The organism is Clostridium sp. UBA2485 (assembly GCF_002341865.1).
In the GTDB taxonomy this organism is placed as follows: Bacteria; Bacillota; Clostridia; order Clostridiales; family Clostridiaceae; genus Clostridium_J.
In genome coordinates this window covers 1-17,829 of record NZ_DDOV01000008.1, presented here as the reverse complement: position 1 = coordinate 17,829, position 17,829 = coordinate 1, and the positions used below count along the sequence as shown (strand labels likewise).

The window sequence follows — 17,829 nt, the reverse complement described above, 5'->3', positions numbered from 1 at the left end:
GAACTATGTTCCAGGCGTTGATATGTCAACAGGTTCATTAGGGCAAGGTATTTCTACAGCAGTAGGTATGGCTTTAGCTGGAAAACTAGATAATAGTGAATATAGAGTATATACTCTTTTAGGCGATGGAGAACTTCAAGAGGGTCAAGTGTGGGAAGCGGCTATGAGTGCTGCACACTATAAGTTAGGAAACTTAACAGCCTTTGTTGATTATAATGGACTTCAAATAGATGGAGATATATCTGAAGTTATGAACCCAAATCCAATAGCAGATAAGTTTGCTGCTTTTGGCTGGAATGTCATAGTATTAGAGGATGGACATGATTTAGTGGCTATTAAAAACTCCATAGAGGAAGCTAAAAAAATAACAAATAAGCCTACAGTAGTAGTATGTAAAACAATTAAAGGTAAAGGCGTATCATTTATGGAAAATCAAGCGGGATGGCATGGATCTGCCCCTAATAAAGAGCAATGCGATTTAGCATTAAAAGAAATAGGAGGGGAAGCATAATGACTAAAATAGCAACAAGAGAAGCATACGGAAAAGCACTTGCAAGAATAGGTCAAGAAAATGAAAATATAGTAGTTTTAGATGCTGATTTATCAAAATCTACAAAAACAGCTGATTTTAAGAAAGTTTGCCCTGAAAGATTTTTAAATATGGGAATAGCTGAAGCAAATATGATGTCAGTAGCAGCAGGACTTGCAAGTTGTGGTAAAATTCCTTTCGTAAGTACTTTTGCAATGTTTGCAGCAGGAAGAGGATTTGAGCAAATAAGAAATTCAATATGCTATCCAAAGTTAAATGTTAAAGTATGTGCAACTCATGCAGGATTAACAGTAGGAGAAGATGGTGCATCTCACCAAGCTATAGAAGATATAGCATTAATGAGAAGTGTACCAAACATGGTAGTTATAAGCCCAAGTGATGCTATTGAAACAGAAGCGGCTATTGAAGCAGTTACAAAATATCAAGGACCATGCTACGTAAGACTTGGAAGAAGTGCGGTTCCTACAGTAAATACAAATGCTGATTATAAATTTGAAATAGGAAAAGCTGTTACATTGAGAGAAGGAAAAGATGTTGCTATTATTGCTACAGGAATAATGGTGGATGCTGCTCTTGAAGCTGCAAATACTTTAAGTGAAGAAGGAATAAAAGCAAAAGTTATAAACATACATACAATTAAACCTATTGATGAGGAAGCTATAACTAGTGCTGCTAGAGAAACTGGGTTAATAATAACAGCAGAAGAGCATAATGTGATTGGTGGATTAGGTTCAGCAGTATGTGAAGTTGTAACTTCAAATCATCCAGTTCCAGTAATTAGAGTTGGGGTTAAAGACACATTTGGTGAAAGTGGTAAACCAGCAGATTTACTAAAAGCTTATGGTCTAACAGCAGCAGATATTGTTAAATCAGCTAAAAAAGGATTAGAATTAAAATAGAAATTATAGAAAGCTTCACAAAGTAATATTTGTGAAGTTTTTTTGTGCGAAAAATAAGGGCCAGATACTGGAGTTAAATTACTTTCTTATATTAATGTCATCTGACTTTTGAGAGCCAAATGAATAAATAATCCATTATTATTATTTATTTTTTGAAATTACAGTAATGTAAGATTAGTAGGTCAATTTGTAAGATAGTTAAATGGCTATATTAGCATCAAAAAATTATAATTAAATCATAGGATTGGAGCAAAAAAATAATAAATAAATTTTAGGAGAAGTGATGTAAATGAAAAAGATCTTAAACACAGTAAAAACAGTTTTAGAGGTAATAGTTATTGGTACACTGATTGACGCTAGAGAGTTATCACAAGATATTGAGAGGGGTAGATAGTAAGGAGTTAGTAGGAAATAGATATGAAAAAATAACTAATATAAGTAAGATAATTTTGAAATCAGTAACAATTATTGCAGTTGGTAATAGTAAGAGATCATAAGAAAAATTAAAATGATTAAAAATAAAATTTAGATGAGGAAGAAAAATTATGAAAAGACTAATAAATATAATAAAAATAATTTTAGAAACATTTATAATTGGTGGATTTGTTTCAGGAAAAGAGTTAGCCAAATCAATTGATAAATAAAGTATTGGTGAAAAGGATAAAAAGTATGAATTGTAAAACAAAATATAAGACAAGTTTTTATATAAAAATGTAAGAGTGTATAAAATTTTTAATTAGTTTATATACTCTTTATTTATTTTTTGCAGAATTGAGGTTTATATATAATGTCTTAATATTATATATATGCTATTATAGCTAATGCTTAATAGGAATTAATGGAAAATTTAAATTTATTAGTAATATTAGGCCTTTAGATATTAATATACTAGATTAATCAAAGGAAGAATTATTATTGAAAATTACAGTAATGTAAGATTAATATTCAGCTTTGTAAGCTAGTTAAATGGCTTCATGTTAATTAATACACTATAATTTAATCATAAGGTTAACAGATATAAGTTAACAAATAAATTTTAAGGAGATGATTATATGAAGAAATTAATAGATACAGTAAAGACAGTTTTAGGAATAATAGTTATTGGGGGACTAGTTAATGGCAAAGATTTAGCAGAAGAATTTGAAGGAATCAAATAGTAAAGCTTTTAAATTAGGAGGAAATTATTATGAGAAAAATAATGAATATAGTAAAAGTAATTTTTCAAGTAATTCTTTTTGGTGGGTTTGTTTCAGCTAAAGGCTTAGCAGAATCTATTGAAGGGTAAAGGAAATAGAAATATGGATATAAATATAGAATATAAAATAAAATATAAAAAAATATAAAAAAGTATATACTTTTTTATATTTTTAAGAGGAATGTATCTTAAGCTTTTGTAGTTAGATTTTACAGAAAATAATGATTTTTTAGGGGAGAGATGTTATAATAATGAATAATCAAAAATTATGTTTATATTGATATATAGGTATCCAATATAAAAACTTAGAATATACTTTGGAAAACAAATTTTCTATAAAAATAGCTTAATCTCTTAGAAGTTAAGAATTAATATTTAGGAATACGAATTTAGGAAGACATTCACTTTTAGTGAATGTCTTAAAATGAAATCTATTCTAGAAAAACTCCAAAGACGTTGACGTGGAGTTTTAACCATAATTCGTATTTTTTATTCTTAATTTTTAATTTCTGAAGAAAAATTTTGTTAGGGAAATTAAAATTATGTATAAGTTAAATTTCCGTTGTGGAACCTATATAAATACAATACTTAAAAAGTTGATGTATAGTTTAATATAACTATTTTTTATAGCATTTTAATATATAATTTAACACAATGCACAACTTAAAATAATGGACAATTGACAATGCAGTGAAAATTAATTCTAAATTTATCAGCTTTTGTTGAGAAATTTCTACAATTGTGAAATGTGCATTGTGAATTTAATAAGGGAGAGATAAATGATGAAATACGAAACAAAGCAAAGTTCAAAGACTCAATTAGTATTTGAAGATATTTTTACAAGTTTTAAGATTTCACTTAAAATATATTTAATTCCATTAATATTAGGATTGGTTTCAGGGGCTATATATTGTTTAGTAAAAGACTTACCTATAAATATATATACTTTACTTAGAAGTACAGTGCACATAGGTATTTGGATGTCTTGTCTTGGTTTATTTATAGGGGCTGTGGCATTTATGAAACCACAACATATGGAGCCTTTAAATTATCAAAATCAATGGAGAAATTATTATAAATTTTTTAATTTAATAGGTGCAATAATATCAATATGCTTCTTTATGCTATCTTATTCATTGATAATAGATATAATATTATGGTATGTAGCCATAGGCTAATACAGTAAAATAAATATTAATATAGAAATGATTATAATAATTTAATTAATTAAAACTGTTGACGAAAATGAAACGTCATCAGTTTTTTCTTTTTAAAAAGTTTTTAATATGAGTTTAAAATTAATAAAGAAATGACATTTAAGGTAAAATATTAATAAAGCAAGTAAAATAGTACTTTTCATATAAAGAAAAAATCACAAAATTTATGAAAAAAACATAGTTTATATCATTTAAATAATTATATTTTAGATGTAATATACAAATATATACAGGTTATTCCATAAATTGCTTATTCTTATTTGCTTCTAATTATGATATCATAGAGTTAAATTTTTAAAACATATGGTTATATATAATTATTATAAATTAATGGAATATTATTACGATGTTTCCGTTAGTTTTTTTATTTTTTTCGATATTTTTTTCAAGTTTTTTGTTATTATTAATATTATGAGGAAAAAATATGTTATAATATTTCTAACTTAATTAGTACATGAGAAAGGAATAGTAATGCTACAAAGAGAGTGAGGAAAAAGAATGATAGAATTTAAGAATGTAACTAAGGTATATAACAATAATGTGCTTGCATTATCAAATTTGAATATAGAAATAAATAAGGGAGAGTTTGTTTTTTTAGTTGGTCCAAGTGGTGCAGGGAAATCTACCTTTATTAAAATGTTATTAAAAGAAGTGGATCCTACTGCAGGAAGTGTAACTGTCACTGGCACAGATTTAACTAAATTAAGTCATAGACAGATTCCTTATTATAGAAGAAAAATTGGAGTGGTATTCCAAGATTTTAGATTAATACCAACTCTTAATGTATATGAGAATGTTGCTTTTGCACTAAGAGTTATTGGTGCAAGTGAAAGAGAAATACATAAAAAAGTTCCTATGGTTCTATCAATGGTTGGACTTTCTAAGAAACATAAGTCTTTCCCTCATGAGCTTTCAGGTGGAGAGCNNAGAGAATTTCTATAGCTAGAGCTATAGTAAACAGTCCAGCTCTTTTAATTGCGGACGAGCCTACAGGAAATCTTGACCCAGAAACTTCACTAGAGATTATGGATATTATTAGTGATATCAATAGAGCAGGAACTACAGTAGTTATGGCTACACATGCTAAAGATATAGTTGATACTATGAAGAAAAGAGTTATTGCCATAGAGAAGGGAACCATAGCAAGAGATGAAGAAAGGGGTAAATACGGATATGAGATTTGATTCTATTAAATACTTTGTAAAGGATGCTTTTAAAAGTATAAAAAGAAATAAAACTTTAAGTATTGCTTCAGCGGCTACTGTTGCAGCTACATTATTTATATTAGGAGTGGTTTCACTAACTTTAGTAAATGTTAATAAGGCAGTAAATCAATTAGGTTCAAAAGTTGAAGCAAGAGTTTTTTTAAAAGATGATATAAAAAATGAAGATAAGGATAAACTAAAGAAAACAATAGAAGGAGTAGATGGTGTCTTAGAAGTTAAATTAGAGACTAAGGAACAAGCATTAGAAAAGATGAAAGAGCAATTACAAGATGATAGTGGTGCGTTAGTAGCAGGATTTAATAAGAAAAATCCTTTACCAAGTTCTTACATAGTTAGAGTTAATAACCCTAAGGCAGTGGATGATGTTTTAGCAAAGATTAAAGATGCTCCAGGAATAGAAAAAATTAAAGATGCTAGACAGCTTATTGATCAAGTGACTAAGCTTACTGACTCCGCAACTATGATAGGCGGAATTACTGCTTTAGTATTTGTTTTAGTTTCATTATTCTTAATAGGAAATACTATAAAAATAACAGTTTTTTCAAGAAAACGAGAAATTGGAATAATGAAATATGTAGGTGCTACAGATTGGTTTATTAGATGGCCATTTATAATAGAAGGTATACTTTTAGGAATATTAGGTGCTCTAATTTCTGTTATAATACTATATGGATTATATGGATTTGCACAAACAAAGGCTGCAGATATGCTATTAGGTTTTAATCTAGTAGCAAGAAGTTATATATTAAAAGTAACAATTTGGCAATTTTTACTTGGAGGAATGGTAATTGGTTCACTTGCAAGTATAATATCAATGAGAAAGTTCTTAAAGGTTTAATAGAAGAATTTCAGGCATGGCGTTATAAGGTAGAATATAATGTCATGCCTTGTTTTAATCTATAAAAAATTATTAATTTAAAGCATCTTCAAAAAATAATTAGTTAGTATGATTGAATATTTTGCGTCGTATTATGTAATTAGAACTATTAAATTCACAACTGAGTATATTTTTTAGTAAAACTGAGAAATTTAGAATTGATTCTTTTTGAAGTAATGTAGATATTTCTTATAAAGGAGTAGCAATTGTATTACTATTAAAAAATTAGTTTTAATCAAACTAGTCTTTAACATAATTGTTCATTTTCAATTTTTCATTGATTAAAGCTGTGAATTAAAATATTTAAAATTGTGGGTATGTTGAGCTATATATTAATTTCTAAGGCAATGTATCTATATGTGTTGATATGCAGGCATTGTTAACGTGAAAAATATTTATCATTTTTGACTGATTATTTTCTTTCATATGATAAAAAAAATCCATTGCAAAACATATGTTCTTATGAGAAAATGATTAAGAGATTAAATTTTTATTGAAAAATGTTATAATTATTAGGTATTTACATAAATAATATATATGTATTAAATTGAGAGGTGAGTTAAATGAGTAGTGAAAATAAAGATTTTAATTTTGAGTGGCAGAAGAAAGAGAAAAAGACTAAAAGGAAGTATATTACATACACTGTTATCCTTTTAATTATAACAAATATTATAACAGCAGTATTAACAAACGTTATATCTTTTAATCTACCAAATGGAAAGGTATTAGTAAGCAGAAAAACCTTTGAGAATATATTGGCCTTTGAGAAGCTATATACGGTTAAGGATAAGATAGATAAATATTATATAGGTGAAGTTGATGATAAGGCACTTGTAGAAGGTGCTGCTAAAGGAATGACGGAGGCAGTAAAAGATCCATATACTACTTTTATGAATGAAAAGGAATTTAAGGATTTTGCTACCCAAACAGGAGGTAGTTATGTAGGGCTTGGTATTCAAATAGGTGTTAAAGAAAATAAAATAGTTGTAATTACTACTTTTGAGAATTCTCCTGCAAAACAAGCAGGTATATTACCAGGAGATATTATTGAAGTTGTCAATGGTACTGTAGTTACAGGAAAAGATTTAGAAAAAGCAACTTCTATGATGAAGGGAAAAGAAGGAGAAGAAGTTAAACTTACAATTTCTCGAGAAGAAAAAGGTAAGATTGATTTCGATATAGTACGTCAAGAAATTCAATTGGTAACAGTAAGACATGAAATGTTTGAAGATAATATAGGATATGTTCAAGTATCAATGTTTGATGAACACACTTCTAAAAACTTTTCTGATGCATTAGCAGACCTGACAAAAAATAATATGAAGAGTCTTATTGTTGATTTAAGAGAAAATCCAGGAGGACTTTTAGATCAGACAGTAGAAATGACTTCTCAATTTGTTCCGCAGGGTAAAAATATAGTTTACACAGAAGATAAGAATGGTAATAGAAAAGACTATAATTCTGTAGGTGGAAATCATATAGGATTACCTATAACAGTACTTATTGATGGTGGTACAGCAAGTGCTTCAGAAATATTTATAGGTGCACTTCAAGACTATGGATATGCTACTTTAGTTGGAGAGAAAAGTTTTGGAAAAGGTGTAGTTCAAACTACTTTCTATAGAGAAAGAGATGGATTTGGTGATGGCACAGCGCTAAAGGTTACCATTTCTAAATATTTCACACCTAATGGAAAAAATATTCATGGAGTAGGAATTAAACCTGATATGGAAGTAAAATATCCAGATGAATTAAGGGAAAGACCTTATGACAGAAGCAATGATCCACAATTTATGAAAGCATTAGAAATTGCTAAAGAAAAAATTAAGTAATTGTTCATTACAAATTTCAAAATGGTGATTTTATTAAGAGTTACAATATTAGTATCTGCCTTTTGTAGGCAGATACTAAATTTATATATATTAGATATATTCTAAATTATATTAACGATTAAAATATTCAATTAAAAAAATAAAGAAATGAATTTGAATTTTTCATTCTCGATTCCTAATAGGAGAAACTAATAAGATTACAACTGATATAACTAAGGCATTTTTAAAAAAGTTAGTCAGTATGAATGTATATTTTTATCATACTAAATAATCAAAATTTCATGGTAGTGTAATTATCATGAAAAAATATCTCTTTGTTTGATACAAAATATATGACTCATTTTTAATTGGTTATTTTCTTTTATATGCCTAATATCAATTTTAAAAAGTATTTATAACTAATAAGGGGGGGGACTTATAAGAATGGAGTTATTAAAATACACGCTAAGTCAAGTATCCTATGCTATAGTTAATCCAAGTCATGCTTTGGTTTTAGTTGCACTAAGCTTTATATTTTATATTCAAAATAAGAAAACAGCAAGAATTGAGTATATGATAATGGGGAAAAACAGTACTTCTGCTTTTGAGCTTACTGTATCACAAATTGTTATGGGCATTTTTGGAGGGGTTATAGCAAGTATATTAATAGTATATTTAGGAGTTACTTTTGATATAAATTCTAATGTCTATATTATATTCATGGTTTCTATGATTTTAATGATATTTAACCCTAGATTTATATGTTTATCTTATTCAGGAGCAGTACTAGGAATTTTCTCATTAATCTTTGCCTTGCTATCTAAAATGCTAGATATGCCTAAGTTAAATATTTTTAATGTAAATATAGTAAATTTAATTGCTTTAGTTGGAGTTATGCATTTTGTAGAGGGCATATTAGTTATATTAGATGGTAAAAGAGGATCTATTCCAGTGTTTGGAAATAGGAAAAATACTATTGTTGGAGGCTTTGCTTTTAAAAGATATTGGGCATTACCATTAATACTTTTAATGGTAATGGGAACTGCTGCCTCTAATGGTGGAAGTCAAGTAGCAATACCTAATTGGTGGCCTATATTAAATCATAATGTGAATAAGCTACTTTTTGAAACTGTAGTCTTAGGTGCGTTACCTATATATGCAGTAGTAGGATACAATTCTTCTACCTTTACTAGAAGTAAAAAGGAAAAAACTTTATTCTCAGGTACATTAATTTCAATTTTTGGATTAGTATTAATAATATTATCTCCTTTGGGGAATTTTGGATTAGTATTTCAAATAGCACTATTATTGTTTATGCCCTTTGCTCATGAAGCAATTGCTGTATTTGATAGAAAAAAAGAACTTAAAGGTAAGCCTATTTATGTTAGTAATGATGAAGGAATAATGATATTAGATGTAGCGCCCAGTTCATTAGGAAGTGAAATGGGATTAAAATCTGGAGATATGATATTGGAAATAAATGATATAAAAATGATAAATGATGAAGATATATTTCAATTTATGGAACAGATACCTTCTACACTATGGATTAAGATTAAGAGAAGAACAGGGGAAATCATGGAATTTACTAAAAATAGAATTGAAAGTGGTAGTAGAATGGGAGTAGTAATTGTACCTAGAGATTTTCCTAATAAAAAGAAAATAATGAAAGTAGAAAAAAGCTTTGAAGAAATTCTTAATAAGATAAAGAATAAAAAAAATTCTGATGATTAGTGAGGTGAGAAAATGAGTGAATTTAAAATACATTCTAAGTTTAAACCTATGGGTGACCAACCACAGGCTATTGAAAGGTTATCTGATGGAATAATGGAACATAAGAAATTTCAAACTTTATTAGGGGTTACTGGCTCAGGGAAAACTTTTACTATGGCTAATATAATAGAAAAAGTTCAAAAACCTACTTTAGTATTAGCACATAACAAAACTTTAGCTGCACAACTTTGTTCGGAATTTAAGGAGTTTTTTCCTGAAAATGCTGTTGAATACTTTGTATCTTACTATGATTATTATCAACCAGAGGCTTATGTTGCTCAAACTGATACATATATAGAAAAGGATGCTAGTATAAATGATGAAATTGATAAATTAAGACACTCTGCTACATCTGCTCTTTTAGAGAGAAGAGATGTTATAGTAGTTGCATCAGTATCTTGTATTTATGGCTTAGGTAATCCAGAAGAGTATAAAAAACTTACTGTTTCTATTAGAGAAGGTATGGAGAGAGAGAGAAATGAAATAATTAGACAACTTGTAGATATTCAGTATGAAAGAAATGATATTAATTTTGTAAGAGGTACTTTTAGAGTTAGAGGTGATGTCTTAGACATATTTCCAGCATCATCTACTAACAAAGGTATTAGAGTAGAATTTTTTGGAGATGAAGTAGATAGAATTAGAGAATTTGATGTATTGACAGGAGAGATAATAGCTGGTAGAAAACACATCTCTATTTTCCCTGCTTCTCACTTTGCTACCTCAAAGGATAAATTAGAATTAGCTATATCTCAAATTGAACAAGAATTAGAAGTGAGATTAGAAGAGCTTAAAAATCAAGACAAACTTTTAGAAGCACAAAGATTAAAGCAAAGAACTAACTTTGATATTGAAATGATAAGAGAAGTTGGGTATTGCACTGGTATAGAAAATTATTCAAGAATATTAGATGGAAGAGCTAAAGGTACACCACCGCAAACTTTATTACACTATTTTCCAGATGATTTCTTGTTATTTATAGATGAAAGTCATGTTACTTTACCTCAAATAAGAGCTATGTATGGGGGAGATAAATCAAGAAAGACCTCTCTTGTAGAATATGGTTTTAGGTTACCTTCTGCTTATGATAATAGACCATTACAGTTTGAAGAATTTGAAAAGATTTTAAGCCAGGTGGTATTTGTTAGCGCTACTCCCTCAAAATATGAAGCTGAACATTCGGAAAATGTGGCAGAGCAGATTATAAGACCTACAGGTCTTTTGGATCCTGAAGTTATTGTTAAACCTATAAAAGGGCAAATAGATGATTTATATAGTGAAATTAGAAATACCATAGATAAAGGGTTCAGAGTATTAGTTACAACTCTTACAAAAAAAATGGCAGAGGATTTGACTAAATATTTTAAGGACTTAGGTGTTAAAGTTACATATCTTCACTCAGATATAGATACTATTGAAAGAATGAAAATTATAAGAGATTTAAGAAAAGGTGAAGTTGATGTTTTAGTTGGAATTAATCTTTTAAGAGAAGGGTTAGATATTCCTGAAGTAGCTTTGGTAGCTATATTAGACGCGGATAAGGAAGGATTCTTACGTTCAGAAACTTCTTTAATTCAGACCATAGGAAGGGCAGCAAGAAATTCTGAAAGTAAGGTTATAATGTATGGTGATAATATAACTAACTCTATGGAAAAGGCTATAGGAGAAACCGATAGAAGAAGAAAAATACAAATGGAGTATAATGAAAAACATAATATTACTCCTAAAACTATAATGAAAGATATAAGAGAAATATTGGAGATTTCCACTGTAGCAGAAGAAACAGTAGAATATACTAGCGATGATAAAGATAGAGGAATAGATTTAACTACTTATGTTAACAAATTAGAAAAAGAAATGAAACAAGCTGCAAAAGACCTACAATTTGAAAGAGCTGCACAGCTTAGAGATGAAATTATTAAATTAAGAAAAGAAATTAAAAGTTAAAAAGGAGTAATTATGAGAGATAAAATTTTTATAAAAGGAGCAAAAGTTCATAATTTAAAAAACGTTGATTTAGAAATCCCAAGAGAAAAATTTGTAGTTTTTACTGGATTATCAGGTTCAGGTAAATCTTCTCTTGCTTTTGATACATTATATGCAGAGGGCCAAAGGAGATATGTAGAATCTCTTTCAGCTTATGCAAGACAATTCTTAGGACAAATGAATAAGCCAGAGGTTGAATATATAGAAGGGTTATCTCCAGCTATATCTATCGACCAAAAGACCACAAGTAGAAATCCTCGTTCTACAGTAGGTACTGTTACAGAAATATATGATTATTTAAGACTACTATATGCAAGAGTAGGTACACCACATTGTCCTAAATGTGGTAAAGAAATTACTCAACAAACTGTAGATCAAATAGTAGATAGAATCATGAGTTTAGAAGAAAGAACAAAACTTCAAATTTTATCACCTGTTATTAGAGGAAAAAAGGGAGAGCATGTGAAGGTACTAGAGAACATCAAAAAGAATGGCTATGTAAGGGCTAGAATTGATGGGGATTTAGTAGATTTAATTGAAGATGAGATTAAACTTGAAAAAAATAAAAAACATACTATTGAAGTTGTAATTGATAGGTTAGTAATTAAAGAGGGAATAGAAGCTAGACTAAATGATTCATTGGAAACAGCACTAAAACTTGGAGAAGGTTTAGTTATTGCTAATATAATTGATGGTGAAGATATATTATTTAGCGAACATTTTGCCTGTGCAGATTGTGGAATAAGTATAGGAGAATTATCTCCAAGAATGTTTTCATTTAATTCACCTTTTGGAAAATGTGATAACTGTGATGGCTTAGGCACTCTTATGGAGATAGATGAGAGTTTAATTATTCCTGATAGAAGTAAAAGTATTATGGATGGAGCTATTATAACTTTTGGCGAAGGTAGTTTAAAAGAAGATTCATGGACATTTTCTGTATTAAAAGCATTGTCAAAAGAATATAAATTTTCATTAGATACACCTATAGAGGAATTACCAGAAGCAGTTATAAATGTGTTATTATATGGAACAGAAGGACATAAAATTAAAGTAGAATATACTAAAGAGTTTAAAACAGGCGTTTATAATCATGCCTATGAAGGAGTTATAAACAATTTAAAAAGAAGATATTTTGAAACTAGTTCAGACTACATAAAAAGAGAAATAGAGCAATATATGAGTGATAATCCATGCCCAAAATGTAAGGGTGCAAGATTAAGCAAAGAAGCTTTATCTGTTACTGTAGGAGAAAAAAATATAAATGAATTTTCTTCTATGTCTATACTAGATGAAATATCATATTTAGATAACTTGAAACTTTCAGAAAAAAATATGATAATAGCTGCTCAAATATTAAAAGAAATAAGAAATAGATTAAATTTCTTAAAAGATGTAGGATTAGATTATTTAAATTTAACTCGTTCTGCTGGAACATTATCTGGAGGAGAAGCTCAAAGAATAAGACTTGCAACTCAAATTGGTTCTAGTTTAATGGGTGTGTTATATATACTAGATGAGCCAAGCATAGGACTTCATCAAAGAGATAATGATAAGTTGATTAAAACTTTAGAGCATCTTAGAGATTTAGGTAATACTTTAGTAGTTGTTGAACATGATGAGGATACTATGAAAGCAGCAGATCATATTGTAGATATAGGTCCTAGAGCGGGTGAACACGGTGGTGAGATAATAGCTTCTGGTACCATTGAAGATATCATGAGCTGTGAAAATTCTATTACAGGACAATATTTAAGTGGGAAAAAGAAAATAGAACTACCTAGTGAATATAGAAAAGCAGATGGAAGATTTGTTAAAATTATAGGTGGTAAGCAAAATAATTTAAAAAATGTTTCTGTAGATTTTCCACTAGGTGTATTTACATCTGTAACTGGAGTTTCGGGTTCAGGTAAAAGTACTCTTGTAAATGAAATACTTTATAAAGGACTTAATAAGATAATAAACAATTCTAAAAAAATTCCAGGATTGCACAAGGAGATTTTAGGTCATGAACAAATAGATAAGATAATTAATATTGATCAAAGTCCAATAGGAAGAACTCCTAGAAGTAATCCTGCTACTTATACTGGTGTTTTTGATTTAATAAGAGATGTATTTGCAGTAACACCTGAAGCTAAAATGAGAGGATATAAGCCAGGACGTTTTAGTTTTAATGTAAANNTTAGAGGTTAAATATAAGGGTAAAAATATAGATGATGTCTTAGAGATGACAGTGGAAGAGGCTCTAAAGTTTTTTGAAAATATTCCTAGGATATATACTAAGATGCAAACATTAATGGATGTTGGATTGGGATATATTAAGTTAGGGCAACCTTCTACTACCCTATCCGGTGGGGAAGCACAAAGAATAAAATTAGCCTATGAGCTATCAAAAAGAAGTACAGGGAAAACTCTTTATATTTTAGATGAACCTACTACAGGACTTCATATAGATGATGTTAATAAGCTTATATCTATACTTCAAAGGTTAGTAGAAGGTGGGAATACAGTGGTAGTAATTGAGCATAATTTAGATGTAATTAAATGTTCAGATTATATTATTGACTTAGGTCCTGAAGGTGGAGATAAAGGTGGAACTATTTTATGTACAGGGAATCCTATGGACATATGTAACTGTAATAAGTCTTACACAGGACAATATCTTAAAAAAATGATATAATTAATTGTGACTAGCACAGATTGCTAGTCACAATTCTATACTTTTGAAGGAGTTTAAAGTCTTATGGCAAATGTAAGTTTAATATTCAAAGTTGTAATCATCATAATAGTATATTGTATTATAGTTTATGCCCTTAAGATTATGTATAATGATATGAAAAATGAAGGGAAAAGAAGACCTAAAAAATCTAATGCAGTAAAATTTGGTCTTGAAATTATGGATAAGGGACAAAATTATGAACTTCAAGATGGAGGTGTAATACCAATAAATGATTACCTTACTATTGGAAGAAGTGAGGATAATATGGTTATTTTAAGTGATAGATATGTTTCTTCACATCATTTGAAGATATATATGAGAAATAATGAGTATATATTAGAGGATTTAGGTAGTACTAATGGTACCTTTGTAAATGATGTAAAAATAGCTAATAAGGTAACCTTAAAAAGAGGAGATAGAATTAAAGTAGGATCTTCTATATTTAAGGTTCTCCAATAGTAAGTTATGAAAGGAGAAAGGCATGAATAGCTTAAGAGAAGAAAAAAGAGTTTTAAGACTTACATACTTGTTAACTATTATACTTTTTGTTAATGTAACTCTTATTTCTCCTAATTATGATAAAGGATCATTGGTTATGGGTGGAGTAATGTGTGGTCTTTTAGCTTATTCACATTTTATAATAAAAAAGTTTTTTCCAGATGGAGATAAATATATATTATTATTTTCAAATGTATTAGCTGTAATTGGTATTGCTATGCTCTATAGATTAGATCTTCCTATATCTGGTGGAAGATTAATAGAAGATGGCACAAGAACATTTTTAGCAGCAAAACAAATGATATCTTTTACCTTGGGAATAGCTACTTTCATTTTAACTGTAGTTATACTTCCAGATTTAAAAAGTTTTAGTAACTATAAATATTTTTATCTTATTATAACACTTGTATTTATGTCTATGGGTACACTATTAGGTAGTGAGATAGGTGGAGCTAAAAACTGGGTGTTTATTGGTGGTTTTGGCTTTCAACCGTCAGAGTTTGGTAAAATTACTCTCGTTGCTTATTTAGCTTCTTCGCTAAAAGATTATGGAGAAGCACCAAAATATATAAAGAATATTTTTATGAAGGAAAGCAACAAAGATAATGTAACTCTCAATAACATATTAAGTCTATTAGAACCAGCATTAGTTGTTATGATATGCTTAGTTTTTATGCTACTTCAAACAGATTTAGGTTCAGCCTTAATCTTTTTTGGAATTTCTGTAACTATGTTATATATAGCTACTTCAAAGAAAAAATACGTAATAATTTCTTTGGGATTATTCGTGTTAGGAGCAATTGCAGGATATTTTTTATTTAGACATGTTAAAGTTAGGGTAATGATATGGCGAGATCCTTGGAAATATGGATATGCTGAAGGACTTCAATTAGTACAAGGATTAATTTCTATGGCAGAAGGTGGTATATTTGGAACAGGTTTAGGACTAGGATATCCTAAGTTTGTGCCAGTTGTAACTACAGATTTCATATTTTCTGCTATATGTGAAGAAATGGGAATGTTGATAGGAATAGCAATATTAATGCTATACTTTTTACTATTCTATAGATGCATGAGAGCAGCAATTTATGTTAAAGATAAGTTTTCAAGGCTTTTAGCAGTAGGGTATAGTACAATGATAGCTTCTCAAGCATTGGTTATAGTTGGAGGAGTTACTGGAGCTATTCCGCTTACAGGAATTACGCTTCCACTAGTGAGTTATGGGGGAACATCTTTATTAATAACATATTTTTCTCTTGGCATAATTCAAAAAATTTCAGAGGATGGAAATAATTATGAGTAGTAATAAGAATATATCAAAAAGCATTAAAACAGTTTTATTAGTTTTTCTGGTGTTTTTTATAGCTATCATATCCTATATAAATTATTTATATCTCTTTAAAAGTGATAAATTTATAGAAAGTGTTTTTAATAATAGACAGCAAGCAGAACGAAATAAAGTTTTAAGAGGAACTATATTTGATAGAGATATGAATGCACTTACAAAAGGAGAAAAGACAGGTGAATTTGAACAAAGTAGAGAGTATGTAGGAGGAGAAAAATTTGCCCATGTATTAGGATATTATGATGTAGTCTATGGAATGAGTGGATTAGAAAAAAAATTTGATAAGGTGTTAAGCGGTAAGGAAAATAAACCTATAAAGGATTACTTTAACCTTAATTCCAATGAGACAAGAATTGGTGATAGTGTTGTAACTACATTAGATTCAAATCTTCAAAGAATTGCTTTTGATGCATTGGGAAATTACAAAGGCTCAGTGGTAGCTTTAGATCCAGCTACAGGAGAAGTTTTAGCTATGGTTTCAAAACCTACTTTTGATCCTAATAATTTGGCTGAGCAATGGGATACTTTGTCAAAAGATAAGGAAACACCATTTTTAAATAGAGCCACAGCAGGACTATATCCACCAGGTTCTACTTTTAAAGCGGTAACTGCATTAGCAGCATTAGAACATATGTCTGGAGTTGAGAGCAGAACTTTTGAGGATAATGGTAAAATATATTTTAATGAAACTACTTCATTAGAAAATTATAATGGAAATGCTTTAGGAAATATAAATTTAGAACAGGCATTTACTTATTCAAGTAATGTAGTTTTTGGTACCCTTGCTATGGAAATGGGAAATGATGCACTAAAATCTACAGCGGAGAAATTCTATTTCAACAAAGAAATTCCATCAAGAACTTTGATATTAGAAGATAGTAAATTCCCTACTTATAAAAAACACGAGATAGGGAATATAGCACAAAGTGGAATAGGGCAAAGTGGAGTGTTAGCAAGTCCTATGCAAATGGCTTTAGTAGCAAGCACTATTGCAAATGATGGAGTGATGATGGAACCTAATATAGTAAAAGAAATTGTAAATTCACAAGGAAAGAGTATTTCTAAAATTGAACCTAAAGAAGTTGGGAATATCGTTTCTAATGAAAATGCAAATAAATTAAAAAAATATATGAGATCTGTTGTAACTCAAGGTACTGCACAAAATGCTAATTTATGGGGTGTACAGGTGAGTGGAAAAACTGGTACAGCTGACCATGATGCTGGGGATAAAACTCCTCATAGTTGGTTTATAGGTTTTGCGCCTTATGAGAATCCTAAAATTGCATTTGCTATAATTTTAGAAGAAGGCGAAGGCTATGGAAGAAATGCAGCAGATGTAGCTAAAGATATTTTAAGTGCTTATTTTAATCAATAATATTTTTCTGAAAAATTAAGTATATAATAGTATATATATATGCTGCTTCTAAATTTAATCTATACACTCATAAAATTGTGTTAACAAATTGTTTAAGCTTATATTTATGTAATTGAGAATTGACGATTGACAATGGACGATTATTGATACTTCTCTTTTATAAGAGAAGTTCTAAATTCATTTCTTTTTAAAGTGACACAGTCACTTTTATTCAAAAATCTATTTAAAGAAATTGATTTGTAAAAATTAATTTCCGCCATAATTGTCAATTTCCTATTCTCAATTCTCAATTGATTAAGTTCCCCAGAGGTGGAAAACTAGCAATTGTATTGCTAGTTAAAAAATCTATTAAAGAAAT

At 29.0% G+C, this 17,829-nt stretch carries 11 protein-coding genes and 2 pseudogenes; all 13 read left to right on the top strand.

From position 1 onward, the window contains the following. Positions 1-511, top strand: a 511-nt coding sequence (locus B3603_RS01090) for a transketolase (protein WP_291559707.1), incomplete at its 5' end; no start/stop codon positions are given. Then, complete coding sequence (locus B3603_RS01085; protein WP_291559711.1) at positions 508-1,449, top strand: transketolase family protein; 942 nt, start codon at positions 508-510, stop codon at positions 1,447-1,449. The genes B3603_RS01090 and B3603_RS01085, both read left to right, overlap by 4 nt. Positions 1,450-1,799: 350 nt before the next feature. Next, entirely contained in the window at positions 1,800-1,946 is a 147-nt protein-coding gene (locus tag B3603_RS01080; RefSeq protein WP_291559704.1) for a hypothetical protein, read from the top strand. A 1,480-nt stretch (positions 1,947-3,426) separates the two neighbouring features. Beyond that, positions 3,427-3,822 (top strand): hypothetical protein, encoded by a 396-nt coding sequence (locus tag B3603_RS01075; RefSeq protein ID WP_291559702.1) that lies wholly within the window; start codon positions 3,427-3,429, stop codon positions 3,820-3,822. Between the two features lie 537 nt (positions 3,823-4,359). Further along, positions 4,360-5,045: pseudogene (gene ftsE / locus B3603_RS01070) on the top strand (cell division ATP-binding protein FtsE). Further along, the gene (gene ftsX, locus B3603_RS01065) at positions 5,035-5,925 is read left to right on the top strand and encodes a permease-like cell division protein FtsX (RefSeq protein ID WP_291559709.1); all 891 of its coding nucleotides are present in this window, start codon (positions 5,035-5,037) and stop codon (positions 5,923-5,925) included. The pseudogene ftsE and the gene ftsX overlap by 11 nt, the downstream one beginning before the upstream one ends. A gap of 602 nt (positions 5,926-6,527) precedes the next feature. Next, positions 6,528-7,796 (top strand): S41 family peptidase, encoded by a 1,269-nt coding sequence (locus B3603_RS01060; protein ID WP_291559700.1) that lies wholly within the window; start codon positions 6,528-6,530, stop codon positions 7,794-7,796. 423 nt (positions 7,797-8,219) lie between these two features. Beyond that, the gene (locus B3603_RS01055; RefSeq protein WP_291559698.1) at positions 8,220-9,509 is read left to right on the top strand and encodes a PDZ domain-containing protein; all 1,290 of its coding nucleotides are present in this window, start codon (positions 8,220-8,222) and stop codon (positions 9,507-9,509) included. 12 nt (positions 9,510-9,521) lie between these two features. Further along, the gene (gene uvrB, locus B3603_RS01050) at positions 9,522-11,495 is read left to right on the top strand and encodes an excinuclease ABC subunit UvrB (RefSeq protein WP_291559696.1); all 1,974 of its coding nucleotides are present in this window, start codon (positions 9,522-9,524) and stop codon (positions 11,493-11,495) included. A gap of 12 nt (positions 11,496-11,507) precedes the next feature. After that, positions 11,508-14,214 (top strand): annotated as a pseudogene (gene uvrA, locus B3603_RS01045) (excinuclease ABC subunit UvrA). 63 nt (positions 14,215-14,277) lie between these two features. Next, positions 14,278-14,712 carry an FHA domain-containing protein gene (locus tag B3603_RS01040; RefSeq protein WP_291559694.1) on the top strand — a complete coding sequence of 145 codons (435 nt, stop codon included), beginning with the start codon at positions 14,278-14,280 and terminating at the stop codon, positions 14,710-14,712. 22 nt (positions 14,713-14,734) lie between these two features. Then, positions 14,735-16,054 carry an FtsW/RodA/SpoVE family cell cycle protein gene (locus tag B3603_RS01035; protein WP_291559692.1) on the top strand — a complete coding sequence of 440 codons (1,320 nt, stop codon included), beginning with the start codon at positions 14,735-14,737 and terminating at the stop codon, positions 16,052-16,054. Continuing rightward, a complete protein-coding gene (locus B3603_RS01030; RefSeq protein WP_291559690.1) occupies positions 16,047-17,471 on the top strand; it encodes a peptidoglycan D,D-transpeptidase FtsI family protein in 1,425 nt (474 codons plus the stop codon). The genes B3603_RS01035 and B3603_RS01030 overlap by 8 nt, the downstream gene beginning before the upstream one ends. Positions 17,472-17,829 lie beyond the last annotated feature (358 nt).

Excerpts from the sequence above, each read along its gene's own strand:
- B3603_RS01060 (WP_291559700.1), top strand. The coding sequence starts at position 6,528 with ATGAGTAGTGAAAATAAAGATTTTAATTTTGAGTGGCAGAAGAAAGAG.
- B3603_RS01055 (WP_291559698.1), top strand. The coding sequence starts at position 8,220 with ATGGAGTTATTAAAATACACGCTAAGTCAAGTATCCTATGCTATAGTT.
- ftsX (WP_291559709.1), top strand. The coding sequence starts at position 5,035 with ATGAGATTTGATTCTATTAAATACTTTGTAAAGGATGCTTTTAAAAGT.
- B3603_RS01035 (WP_291559692.1), top strand. The coding sequence starts at position 14,735 with ATGAATAGCTTAAGAGAAGAAAAAAGAGTTTTAAGACTTACATACTTG.
- B3603_RS01040 (WP_291559694.1), top strand. The coding sequence starts at position 14,278 with ATGGCAAATGTAAGTTTAATATTCAAAGTTGTAATCATCATAATAGTA.
- B3603_RS01075 (WP_291559702.1), top strand. The coding sequence starts at position 3,427 with ATGAAATACGAAACAAAGCAAAGTTCAAAGACTCAATTAGTATTTGAA.
- uvrB (WP_291559696.1), top strand. The coding sequence starts at position 9,522 with ATGAGTGAATTTAAAATACATTCTAAGTTTAAACCTATGGGTGACCAA.
- B3603_RS01030 (WP_291559690.1), top strand. The coding sequence starts at position 16,047 with ATGAGTAGTAATAAGAATATATCAAAAAGCATTAAAACAGTTTTATTA.